The sequence below is a fragment of the Nocardiopsis sp. LOL_012 genome, assembly GCF_048060475.1.
GTDB lineage: Bacteria > Actinomycetota > Actinomycetes > Streptosporangiales > Streptosporangiaceae > Nocardiopsis.
In genome coordinates, this window is the sequence record NZ_JBHMIV010000025.1 from 53,170 (window position 1) to 66,008 (window position 12,839).

Here is a 12,839-nt window from a genome sequence, read left to right on the forward strand (position 1 = left end):
ACGCCTTTCATGTTCTAGGGAAGAACCGCCCCCGCCATGGCCCATCCCCCCGCACGACACCTGCCACCCGGAGTCACGCCGCTCACTCCGGGTGACCCGCACACCATCGGCTCCTACCAGCTCATCGGCAGGCTCTACGACGCCTCCGCCGCCACCGTCTACGCGGCCCTCTCCGACGACGGCACCCCCACCGCGCTCACCTGCACCGACGTGCGCACCGAGCCGGGGGCCGAGGCCGCGCTCGCCGAACGGATCGCCGCCGCCCGCGCCGCCTCGGGCCTGTGCGCGGTGGTCGCCCGCGACGGAGGCCTCCACCGCGGCGCCCCCTGGACGGCCGTCCCCTTCCTCCCAGGGCACACCGTGCGCCGACAGCTCCAGGAACAGGGGCCCATCACCGGCCGAGCCCTGGTCACCGCCGCCGCCGGGTACGCCGAGGCCGTCTGCGCCGTGCACGCCGCAGGCCTGGTGCACGGCGACGTCGGCCCCGACACCGCGTTCATCACCGCAGACGGACCCCGCCTGGTCGACCACGGGCTCGGCCGCTGGATCCGCCGCTCCGCGTCCGATGCCAGCGGCGACGTGGCCTCCTGGGCGCGGCTCGTGCTCTTCGCCGCCGGGCGCACCCCCGCCCGCCCCGGACACCTCCCCGACGGGCTCGACTCCCTCATCCGCCGGGCCCTGTCACCGGATCCGGCGGCGCGCCCCGAGATGGAGGAGGTCCACCTCGAACTCCTGCTCATCCTGGGCATCGGCGAGGACGTCCCCGCACAGCAGTGGCCGGAGCGCCTGGCAGCCCTGATCGCCGAGCACGGCCCCTACGCCGACACTTCCTGGCACGCCCCGGCCCGCTGGCGCAACGCCGTGGGCCAGGGGGGCGGCGACGCCTCCGCCGCCGACTACGGCGGCGCGCCCGCGGACGGCCCGTCCCTGGCGGCCGGTGGGGGGCCGTCCGCTCCGCAGGCCCCGCAGACACCCTTCCCCGGTTCGGGACCGGCGCCCGCCCCCGACGGGTCCGCGGTGCCCTCCGCGCCCTTTCCCGGCTCCGGGTCGGCGCCCGCGCACCACCCGGCCAAGGGCTGGGACGCGCACTCCCACCCGCCCGCACCGGCCGAACCCCTCGGTGGCGGCGCGGCCCCGGCCGGGATCCCCTCCGACGGCGGCTTCTCCGTGCCGCCCTCCTACGGCCCGCCTCCCCCCTCCGGATCCGCTCCGATCCCGGTGGGCATCCCCTCGGACGGTGGGCGCTCCGCCCGCTCCCTCTCCGAGATGCTGAGCCCCGAACCCGGCCCGGCGCCGGGCGGCTCCGCCCCGGCCGGCGGCGCGGCGGCCTCCGGCGGCCTCAAGGCCGCCGTGTTCATCACCGCCGGGGTCGTCGCGGTCGGCATCGTCACCGGCGGCGGCTACCTGCTGCTCAACCGCTCGGGCGGCGACGAGCCGATGGCGGCGCCCCAGGCCGTGGAGGGGTCCGAGGACCCCGCCTCCGCCGACCCCACCGGGGTCGGCCTGGCCGCCGCGTCCCTGGAGGCCTTCCTGGACGCCGACAGTTTCGAGGTGTCCGTCCACCAGTACGCCGGGGACGGTTCCGGCCCTGAGCAGGACCCGCCCGCCGACCCCTTCGGCACGTCGGGGATGCAGGTCTGGTTCGACAACTACGCCTACGACGGCTCGGCGATGGAACGCCAGGTGGGCACCTACGCCTCCGAGTACGACTGGAGCATGTACGTCGACGGGCGCATGCTCGTCAACGACTTCGGCACCAACGCCTGGTTCGACGACACCGGCGGCACCGCCTACGACCCGTCCGACTACACGCCCGAGGCCGTGGCGGGCCCGCTCACGGCCATCGCCGAGACCGGCGAGGTCACCTCGGAGGAACCCACGGAGTTCGCGCCGGTCCTGGAGCTCTGGCACATCTACGACCCCAGCGTCGAACCCGCCACCGGCGACCTGGTCTCCGGCACCCGCCTGGAGGGCACCTACACCGCCGACGACGGCGCGACCCGGCGGTTCGTGCTCATCGTCGGCGAGGACCGCGCCCCCCTCAACCTCGCGGTGGAGGTCCCCAACACCGGACCGCCGCCCGAGGTGGGCCACTGGGTCCGCGACTACACCTTCCGCAGTGTCGGCGCCCCCGTCGACCTGATGGTCCCCGCCCCCGAGGAGGTCCTCCCCTCGCGCCCCGGCATGGGCTTCTGAGCGACCGTCCGCCGCGCCGCCCCCGGACACCGGGGGCGGCTTCGTCGTTGTGGTGCGTCTGTGGCGGGCGATGCTCGTAGCCGTCACGTGTGGTCCCTCCCGTCGCTGGTGTCCCGTTCTGGTTCCGTGTGCCTGCACGGGGCAGATTCTGGCTGTCTGAAAACCGGAATCAGGTTTGTCGTATACGTGCGGCTTTGGAGCCGCGGCCTTGGGAGGCCCCCTCAGGGGCTGTGGGACATAAGTCCGTTGACAGTTGTCGCGGGCTTTTTCGTCCCTCAGGTGAACGGAAATTCTCTAGCCAGGCGGAGGTGACCAGGAAATCATCGGGAAGCCTTGGCGGGCGGTGGTCTGGAATTGGCTTTCCGTTAACTGTGAACGTTCCTCTCCAGAGGGCGGTCCACGTGTCCGCCGACCTGTTCTCTCGGCTGCGCTGAAGGGGTGGAGTGGCCTGCTGTCACTACATCAGGTTCGTGTGCGACTACTTCTCCAGTGCGGTCTGGCAGTGCTCCCGGGCAGGCTGCGGCTTGTGTGACTTATTTCACCCCTTGGCTCGGTTGACGTCCTGGGCTCCTGGTCGGAGCGGCACTTCACGAGACCTCCCCTGTTCGGATGACTGTGAGAATTCACTCTTCGTGCCTGTTCAAATCCGAAGTGTTCTTTGACTTGGTTCGGGTGTCAGTGTGGGATTTGTTTCGCGCCTGAAAAAGAGCCGAAGCTGTTTTTCGGGGCGAGTTCAGAATGTGGGACCGTGTTTCCAGGGGACAGAGCGGTGACTCTGTGTCATGGCTGTTCCCATACTTAGGGAAAGGTGAAGATGTACGACGTCATCGTCGTCGGCGCACGGTGCGCCGGCTCTCCGACTGCCATGCTCCTCGCACGGAAGGGACACCGTGTCCTGGTGCTGGACCGGGCCTCCTTCCCCAGCGACACCGTCTCTACCCACTACCTGCACCAGACGGCCCTGCTCAAGCTTCAGGAATGGGGTGTACTCGCCCCCATCATCGAGGCGGGCACCCCCGCCATCCGCAAGATGCACTTCTCCTTCCAGGGGATCGAACTGAACGGGTTCGCCGACCCGGTCGACGGCATCGACGCGGTGTACTGCCCGCGCCGGACCCTGCTCGACGACACCCTCGTCACCGCCGCCCGCGAGGCCGGAGCGGAGGTGGTCGAGAACTTCGGCGTCACCGACCTGGTGTTCGAGGAGGGGCGGGTCGTCGGTGTCCGCGGACGTGAGGACAAGGGCCCGGAGAAGGAGCTGCGTGCCAGGGTCGTCGTCGGGGCGGACGGCTTCCACTCGACCGTCGCGCGCCGAGTGGGCGCCCAGAACTACAACGTGCGCCCCTCGGCCAACTTCATCTACTACTCCTACTACCGCGGTCTGGGCTGGGGTCTGAACCACAAGACCGGCCACAATCGCCGGTGGATCGGCACGTGGCCCACCAACGACGACCTGACCATGCTCGCCGTGATCTGCAACCGCTCCCATCTCAAGGAGTTCCGTCAGGAACCCGAGGAGCAGTTCCTGGCCACCTTCGACGACGTGGTTCCGGACATGGCCGAGGAGCTGAGGGCCAAGGGCGAGCGGGTGGAGCCGTTCCGGCCCATGCGCAACCCCGACAACTACTACCGGACCGCCTACGGCCCCGGATGGGCCCTCGTGGGGGATGCCGGGTACCACAAGGACCCCTTCACCGGATGGGGCATGGCCGACGCCTTCCTGCACGCCGAGATGCTCGCCGACCGGCTCGACGAGGGACTGGCCGGAACACGCCCCATGGACGAGGCGCTGGCCGACTACGCCGCCGCCCGCGACGAGGAGAGCGCTCCGGTCTACGACTTCACCTGTACCCTCGCCGAACTGGACCTGCCGCCCTTCTACCGTGCGGTCATGGGTGCGATCGGGCAGGACCAGAAGTGGACCGACACCATGCTCGGCATCATCGGGGGCACCGTTCCCGGCGACGCGATCTTCTCTCCCGAAGGCCTCCAGAAGCTCTACGACGACGTCGGCGTTCCCGAGGAGGAGCGCATCTACGACCCGACCGCCTGACCGGTCTCCCCCCCCCCGCTTCCCCCACCCCGCCTCCCCCGTCGCGAAGCCGTCCGCCCCGGGCCGCGTCGAAGGCCCCCCGCCCCCGTCTCCACCTTCTGGGAGCCGTCATGTCCGAAGCATCCAGCATGTTCGACCTCATCAGCGAGCAGAACGAGGAACGCGAGTACTTCGACACCGGCGGTGTCGGCCAGTCGCACGAGTTCTACACCGGCGAGGAGCAGTTCTCCCGAGAGATGCGCAGCATCTACGGGCGACGCTGGCTGCCGGTGGACCACGTCTCCCGGCTCCCCGAACCCGGGTGCTTCACCACCCTCAACATCGGCAGCGGGTCCGTCCTCCTCCTACACGGGGACGACGGGATCCAGGCCTACCACAACTACTGCCGCCACCGCGGTTACAAGCTGGTGGAGGAGGCCGTCGGCAAACGGCAGAGCCTCGTGTGCATCTACCACTGCTGGGTCTACAACCGCAACGGCGGGCTCAAGTCGTTCAACGGGACCTACTTCGACCACTTCTTCGACCAGGAGAGCAACGGACTGCTCCGGGTGCGCACCGAGGTCCGCCACGGCGTCGTCTTCGTCTGCTTCGCCGAGGACCCGCCGGACCTGGACGAGGCGCTGGGAGAGTTCGACCGGTTCGCGAACGCCTACGAGCTCGCCGAACTGAAGTGCGTCCAGTACAAGGACTACCCCGTGGCCTCCAACTGGAAGCTGGTCGCGCACAACGTCAACGAGAGCCTCCACTTCCCCACCGCCCACAAGGACCTGCACAAGGTCACCGACTTCGACGCCGCAGGCACCTACGACCTCAAGGGCGACGACATCGTCGGGGCCTGGCAGATGTTGCGCGAGGGATACAACTCCATCTCCACCACCGGCCGCAGCGACCGTGCGCCGATGCCGCTCGTCCCGCCCGAGGACCGCCGCAAGGTCAACTGGATCACCATCCTGCCCAACCTGCTCTTCGGTATGACCAGTGACTACGTGATGATGCAGTGGGTGTGGCCCGAGAGCCCCGGGACCTGCGTCGTCCGCCACTTCTGGCTGTTCCACCCGGACGAGACGGCCAAGGAGGACTTCTCACACGAACCGGTGTTCGCCCTGTGGGACAAGGCCAACTACGAGGACTGGGAGCTGTGCGAGCGCACCCACCGCGGACTGTCCAACCCCAGGTGGAGCCCGGGGCAACTGTCCCTCGACGAGGAGGTCGTGGCCCAGATCGACGCCTGGGTCCTCGGCCACACGCAGGACGCGGAGGGCGGCGCATGAGCGTGGACTGCTACCTGATCGGGGGCACACGGGTGCTCGTCTCCTGCGCGGAGGCATTGCTCGACCACGGCGTCCGGGTCCGGGGCGTCCTCTCCGAGGACGCGGCTGTGCTGCGGTGGGCGCGTGAACACGGCATCGAGACCCCGGACCCGCGCGGCGACCTGGCCGAGGCCCTGTCCGGCCGCCCCTTCGACTTCCTGTTCAGCATCGTCAACTTCCGTGTCCTGTCCGCGGACGTCCTCGCCCTGCCGCGGATCGCGGCTCTGAACTTCCACGACGGCCCCCTCCCGGCGTTCGCGGGCAGCAACATCGCCTCCTGGGCACTGTACGAAGGGGTGCGCAGACACGCCGCCACCTGGCATCTGATGACCGAACAGGTCGACGCCGGCGCCGTGGTGGCCGAACGCTGGTTCCCCGTCCGCGAACTGTCCACCGCCCTCTCCCTGACCTACGAGACGGCTCAGACGGGGATCGACCTGTTCACGGAGATGGCCCCCCTCCTGGCCCAGGGGCGCCTCCCCGACCCGGTGCCGACCGACGGTGCCGCCGAGCGCCGCTACTTCGCCCGCGCCGACCGCATGGCGGGCGGCGGCGTCGTGCACGCGGGTATGTCAGCGGCCGAGGCCGGACGCCTGTCCAAGGCGATGGACTTCGGTTCCTTCCCCAACCCCGTGGGCATTCCGGCGCTGGCCACCGACCGGGACTCCGTCTTCGTCGGCCAGATCCGCGTGCTCGACCGGGACGGGGACTGCGCCCGTGCCACCGTGCTCAGCGTGACCGACGCCCAGATCCGCATCGCCGCCACCGACGCCGACATGGTGCTGAGCGACTTCACCTCGACCGAGGGAGACGCGCTCAGCGGCCGCGGCGCCGCCCAGCGGCTGGGGCTGCGGGAGGGTGAGCCGGTCCCCGCGCCCGCCGAGGGCTTCCTCGCCGTGGTCGAACGCGCCCAGCCCGGCCTGCGCCGCCGCGAGCACCGGTGGCGCGACCGCCTCGCCGACGTGCGCACCCTCCCGTTGGAGGCCGACGACTTCTCCGCGCAGGCCTCCCACTACCACCGTTTCGAACTCGCCTTCCTGCCGATGTGCGAGGAGGACCGTGTCCGGGTGCGCAGAGCGTTCCTGGAGGTGCTGGCCGAACGCGCCGGGGTCTCCTCCTTCGACTTCGGCTGGTCGCCCCGGGACGCCCAGGACCTGGCCGAACGCACACACGGACTGGCCACCATGCGTGTGCCGGCCCGGTTCGACGTCCGCGACCCCGAGCGCACCGAGGCGGAGCTGGACCGGGTGCGGAGCTGGGGCCTGTACGCCACCGACCTTGAGGTGCGCCTGGGAATGGCCGCGCGGCCTCCGGGGGCCGACGGGCCCTCGTTCACTCGGGCGATGGTCCTGGAGCGCTTCAGGGAGGACCCCGCGGCGGTCGCATCCGATACGGAGATCGCCCTGGTACTGCCGCCCGAGGGGGTCCCTGCGGTGTTCGCGCGTGAGACCGCGATGACCCGTGACCAGGCGCTGGAGTTCGTCGACCTGGTCGAGGAGCGGATGTTCCCGGAACCGGAACCGCAGCGGACGGAGGCCGCGGCGACCGCGGACACCGTGGACACGGCCGCGGAGCCCCGGTCTCCCGCCACCGTCGTCGAATTGGTGTCCCGCGTGTGGGACCGCAGCCCCGACGCCGTGGCCGTGCGCACCGCCGACAGCACGATCACCTACGCCGAACTCGACGCCTGGTCCGCCGCGATCCGCGACGAGCTGGCCGCGCGCGGTGCCGGGCCGGGGTCGGTCGTGGGCCTGCTCACCGGACGGGGCCCGGAACTGGTGCCGTCGATGCTGGGCGCGGCCCGAGCCGGGGCGGCCTTCCTGCCCCTGGACCCCGGCTACCCGCAGGAGCGGCTGCGCACCTACGCGCAGAGCGGTGAGGCCTCGCTCATCCTCACCACGGCCGAACGGGAGGGCGAGGCCCACTTCCTGGGGACCCCCGTGCCAGTCCCGGCCGCAGGGAGCCGTCCGGAGCCGGGCGGCGACGCGGACCGCGCCTCCTCCCTCGCCTACATTCTGTTCACCAGCGGATCCACCGGTACGCCCAAGGGGGTCGAGGTCGGGCACGCCGCCCTCGCCAACTTCCTGGAGGGCGTCGGCGACGTGCTGGACCTCCACCCCGGCGCGCGGGTGCTCGCCCACACCACCGTCGCCTTCGACATCTCCCTCCTCGAACTCCTCCTCCCCCTGGTACGCGGGGCCACCGTGGAACTCGCGGACGAGGACACGGTCGCCTCCCCGGAGGCGCTGACCGACCTGGCGGACGCGGTGGACCTGGTGCAGGCGACACCGAGCCTGTGGCGACTGCTGCTGGACACCGGATGGCGCCCCCGGCCCGGCCTGGTGGCGCTCTCCGGGGGCGAGGCCCTGCCGCTGGCCGTCGCGGAGTCCCTGTACGGGGCGGACGCGGAACTGTGGAACATGTACGGCCCCACGGAGGCGACCATCTGGGTCTCCGCGCACCGGGTGCGGGACCCCGGCCGAGGCTTCGTCCCCCTGGGGGAGCCGCTGCCGGGGCTGGGGCTCCACGTGCTGGACGGCGATCTGGCCGCAGTGCGGCCCGGAGGCACGGGGGCCCTGTACATCACCGGGGCCGGCCTGGCCGAGGGCTACCGCGGACGCCCGGACCTGACCGCGGAGGTGTTCACGACCCTGCCGGACGGGCGGCGCGCCTACCGGACCGGGGACGACGTCCGCCTGCACCGGGACGGCTCGATCGAGTGGCTCGGCCGCGCCGACGCCCAGGTCAAGGTGCGCGGCAACCGCATCGAACCGGCCGAGGTCGAAGCCTGCCTGGAACGGCTGGAGGGCGTGTCGGCGGCCGTCGTGGCCGCGGTGCCCTTCGAGGGGACCGGCGAGCCGCGGCTCACCGCCTACCTGGTCGCCCGCCAGGCGCCCGACCGTGCCGACCTGGACGCCTGGGTGTCCGAGCGGCTGCCGGGATACATGGTTCCGGACGCCTACGTGCGGCTCGACGCCCTGCCCCTGACCGAGAACGGCAAGGTCGCCCGGTCCCGCCTGCCCGTACCGACCCGGGACACCGTGCTCCGCCGCGACACGCCGACCGTCCCGCCGCAGGCCCCGGCCGCAGGGGAGCCCGCCCGGGGCACGGCCGCCGCGCGTATCGCTGAGGTGTTCGCCCGGGTCCTGGGGCACACCGGTTTCGGCGAGGCGGACAACTTCTTCGATCTGGGCGGAGAGTCGGCCAACGTGGTCCGGGCCGCCTCCGCGGCCACCGGCGAACTGGGTGTGGAGGTGGGGGCGCCCCTGATCTTCGCGACCGGCACCCCCGAACGGCTCGCCGCCGCCCTGGGGCTCTCCGACGCCCCGCCGCCGGACCTCCAGAAGACCGAGGCCACCGCCGACGTGTCCGCTGAGGCCCTCCGCGGCCCCGCGGCGTCCGCCACCGCGCCCGGAGCGGCCCCGGCCGAGCCGCACCCGGAGACCCCCGCCCCGGAGGGCGCACTGGCCGTCATCGGCATGGCCTGCCGCTTCCCCGGCGCCGCCACCCCGGACGAGTTCTGGTCCGACCTGGCCGAAGGGGTCGACCGCGTGCGGCCCGCCCCTGAGGGCCACCGCGGATGGGGGCACCTGTGGGAGAAGGCCCGGGGGCACCTCGCCGGCTGGATCGAGGGTGTCGAGGACTTCGCCCCCGAGCGCTTCGGCCTGGGGGATCGCGAGGCGCGGCGCCTGGACCCGCTCCAGCGGCTGATGCTCAGCGTGACCGACGAGGCGCTGGAGTCCGCCGGCTACGACGGTCCCGCGCTCGGCGCCGCCACGGGGGTGTTCGTCGGCACCATCGCCAGCGACTTCCCCGCGCTCCTGGCCGGCAGCGTCGGACACGAGGACCCGCACGCCGCTACCGGGACCGCCCTGTCCATGGTCGCCAACCGGCTCTCCTACACCTTCGGCTGGTCGGGGCCGAGCCTGGCGGTGGACACGGCCTGCTCCTCCTCACTGGTCGCGCTGGACCAGGCGCGCACCTACCTGCGGGCGGGCACCGTGGACGCCGCCGTGGTGGGGGCGGCCAACCTGATCCTGACCCCGGACAAGAGCCTGTCCTTCCGACGCAACGGCATGCTCTCGCCCACGGGCGCCTGCCACACCTTCGACGACGCCGCCGACGGGTACGTGCGGGGCGAGGGCTGCGGTGTGGTCGTCCTCAAACGGCTCAGCGACGCCCGGCGCGACGGCGACCCCGTGCTGGCCGTGGTGAACGGCACCGCCGTCAACCACAGCGGCGACCACTCCGGCTTCCTCACCGCACCGAGCACCACCGCGCAGCAGGACGTGGTCCGGCGGGCCATGGCCGAGGCGGGAGTGTCGCGCCTCGGGTACCTGGAGGCGCACGGCACGGGCACGAGCCTGGGCGACACCATCGAACTGGAGTCCCTGCGCGCCGTCCTCGCCGACCACCCGCGCGGCTCCGTCGCGATCGGATCGGTCAAGAACGCCATCGGCCACCTCGAACCCGCCGCGGGCATCGCCGGGCTGATCAAGGCCGTGCTGGCACTCCAGGCCCGCCGGATCCCGCCGATGGCGCACCTGTCGGTGCCCAACCGGGGTTTCGCCTTCGAGGACTCGCCCCTGTACGTGTCCACGCGTCCGGAGGAGTGGCGCGGTCCCGCAGCCGCGGGTGTCAGCAGTTTCGGGTTCGGCGGGGTGAACGCCCACGCGGTACTCACCGCCCCCTCCGGGGAAGCCGCGGAACCGGAGACGGGCGGCCCTCGGCTCATGGTCATGAGCGCCGATTCCGAGGAATCCCTGCGGGTCCTGGCCCGCCGCTACCTGCTCCTGCTGGACTCCCCGCACCGGCCGCCGCTGGCCGCGCTGTGCGCCACGGCCCAGGACCGGCCGGGACGGAGCCACCGGTTGGCCTGCGTCGTCTCCGACACCGAACAGTTGGAGGACAAGCTCCGCCTGTTCCTGGCCGGGATCGGCGACAGCCGCTCCCTCTACACCGGGCGGGCCCCGGAACGGGCCGGCGTGCAGGAGCGGCCGACCGCGTCGGCCTCCCGCGCCGAACTGGACCGTGCGGCCCGGTTGTACGCCCAGGGGCACGACCTTCTTCCCGGCGCCGGGCACACCCGGGTCCGGCTGCCGTCGGTGCCCCACGAAGAGCGGCGGCTGTGGCTGGAACCCGCGGCGGCGCCCTCCACCGGCACCGCGGTGAGCTGGCCGGACTTGCCCGAGGCCGCCGAACACATCGTGCGGGGCAGGCCCGTGCTCCCGGCCGCCGGGTACCCCTTCCGGGCCGCGGAACTGCTCGGCCGGACCGCGTTCCACCTCACCGACCTGGTGTTTCGCGCTCCCGCCGTCGACCCGGTCTCGCTCAGCGGAACGCTGGAGGAGGGGGCGGTCGCGTTCCGTGACGGATCGGGCGCTCTGCTCTGCACGGCACGCGTCGGCGACGACGCGCCCCCCGAACTGGGGGAGGGGGACTCCGAAGGTGCCCGCCCGGTGGACGTGGCGGCGATGTACGAGGCCCTGGCCGAGGCCGGCCTGGAGTACGGTCCGGGGTTCAGGTGTGTGAGGTCGGTGTCGGCCCTGCCCGGTGAGGCGTTCGGTTCCCTGGACGGTGGGGGGACCGGTGCCGGGGTGGACCCGCGCCTGCTGGACGGGGCCTTCCAGGTCGCCCTCGTGGCGTGCGGCGCGCGAGGCCTGTACGTGCCCTTCTCCGTGCGCTCGCTTCGCGTCCTGGGCCGGCTCGACGGCCCGGTACGGGTGTACGCGCGCCGGGACCGGGTGGCAGCGGGCGGTGAGACGGTGACCGCGAGCCTGGTGGTCTCCGACGCCTCCGGGCCCGTGGTCGAGGTGCACGGGATGACCTGGAAGCGGCTCTCGTCCGCACCGCCGAACGGGGCCGTCGAGGGGGCTCCAGCCACTGGGCGGACCCTGCCCGGACCCGCGCCCGGCCTCCGGCCGCCCGCGGTCTCGGCCAACGGCCACGGCCCGGCCGTCGGCGAGGCGTCCGCCGGCCCCGGAGCATCCGAGGACCTGGCCTCGGCCGTGGCGAACTGGGTGGCCCGGGCCCTGGAGCTCGACGTCGAGGAGATCGACCCGGAGGCGCCCCTCCAGCAGCTGGGCATGGACTCCATGCTGTCGGTGTCCACCGCCGAGGACCTCGGCGCACGGCTCGGCGTGGAACTTCCCCCCACCCTCATTCTGGAGACGGGGACGGTCACCGCCCTGATCGCCGAGCTGCGCGACCGGTACGGGGTGGACTCCGTCCCCGGAGCGCCGAACCCGGAACCTCCCCCCGCACGTCCCGAGCCGACCTCCGCGGCGAACGGGCTGGCGCCGCGGCCACCGGCCCCGAAGCCCGCCGCGGCGCCCGCGGACCGTCCGGTTCCCGCACCCGCACCGTCGGAGGGCCGTCACGACATCGCGGTCGTCGGGATCGACGGCGTGTTCCCGGGCGCTCCGGACCTGGACGGACTGTGGCGGGTCCTCGCCGGGGGCGAGGACCACGTACGGGAGGTCCCCGCCGACCGGTGGAACCTGGAGGAGTACTACTCCGACGACCAGTCACCGGGCAGCGTCTACCTGCGCGAGGCGGGGTTCGTGCGCGAGTGGGACGAGTTCGACCCCGAGTTCTTCCGCATCCCGCCCGCCGACGCCCGGTGGATGGACCCCCAGCAGCGGCACCTGATCCAGTCGGCGTGGCGGGCGCTGGAGGACGCCGGACCCGCGGGAACGCGCCGCGACCTGTCCGTCGGCGTGTTCGTGGGGGCCAGCTACCAGCACTACCGCGACCAGGTGGTGGGCGAGGTCGTGCCCACCGCCGCGGCCCTGGGCAACCACAACGCGATCCTCGCCAACCGTGTGAGCCACTTTTTGGACCTGCGCGGGCCGAGTATGACCATCGACACGCTGTGCTCGTCGTCGCTGGTGGCGCTGCACCAGGCGGTGCGCAGCATCCGCCAGGGCGAGTGCGACCAGGCCCTCGTCGCCGGGGTCCGGCTCGCCCTGTCGCCCCTGCACTACCACGCCATGCGCAGCCTGAAGGCCCTGTCCCCGACGGGGCGGTCGCGGGCCTTCGATGCCGCCGCGGACGGGTTCGTGCCGGGTGAGGGAGTGGTGACGGTCCTGGTCAGGCCGTTGGAGCGGGCGTTGGCCGAGGGTGACCGGGTGCACGCCGTCATCCGTGGCAGTGCGGTCAACCACGGCGGCCGTACCAGCGGGCTGACCGTGCCCAACGGTGCCGCCCAGCGCGAGGCGGTGTCGGCGGCGCTGCGGGACGCGGGGGTGGACGCGGGGACGGTGACGATGCTGGAGGCG

Annotated in this window: 4 protein-coding genes; all 4 read left to right on the plus strand. The window is 72.5% G+C overall.

The annotated features are described in order from the left end of the window. Positions 1 to 36: 36 nt before the first annotated feature. Positions 37 to 2,196, plus strand: coding sequence for a hypothetical protein (locus ACFHWE_RS16465; RefSeq protein WP_416602527.1), 2,160 nt, complete (start codon positions 37 to 39; stop codon positions 2,194 to 2,196). A gap of 814 nt (positions 2,197 to 3,010) precedes the next feature. Continuing rightward, the gene (locus ACFHWE_RS16470) at positions 3,011 to 4,249 is read left to right on the plus strand and encodes an NAD(P)/FAD-dependent oxidoreductase (protein WP_416602528.1); all 1,239 of its coding nucleotides are present in this window, start codon (positions 3,011 to 3,013) and stop codon (positions 4,247 to 4,249) included. Between the two features lie 110 nt (positions 4,250 to 4,359). Next, positions 4,360 to 5,520, plus strand: coding sequence for an aromatic ring-hydroxylating oxygenase subunit alpha (locus tag ACFHWE_RS16475; RefSeq protein ID WP_416602529.1), 1,161 nt, complete (start codon positions 4,360 to 4,362; stop codon positions 5,518 to 5,520). Then, a partial coding sequence (locus ACFHWE_RS16480) for an amino acid adenylation domain-containing protein (RefSeq protein WP_416602530.1) occupies positions 5,517 to 12,839 on the plus strand: 7,323 nt, incomplete at its 3' end. The genes ACFHWE_RS16475 and ACFHWE_RS16480, both read left to right, overlap by 4 nt.

Bases quoted from the DNA above. Each gene is read 5' to 3' on its own strand.
- ACFHWE_RS16465 (WP_416602527.1), top strand. From the start codon at position 37: ATGGCCCATCCCCCCGCACGACACCTGCCACCCGGAGTCACGCCGCTC.
- ACFHWE_RS16470 (WP_416602528.1), top strand. From the start codon at position 3,011: ATGTACGACGTCATCGTCGTCGGCGCACGGTGCGCCGGCTCTCCGACT.
- ACFHWE_RS16475 (WP_416602529.1), top strand. From the start codon at position 4,360: ATGTCCGAAGCATCCAGCATGTTCGACCTCATCAGCGAGCAGAACGAG.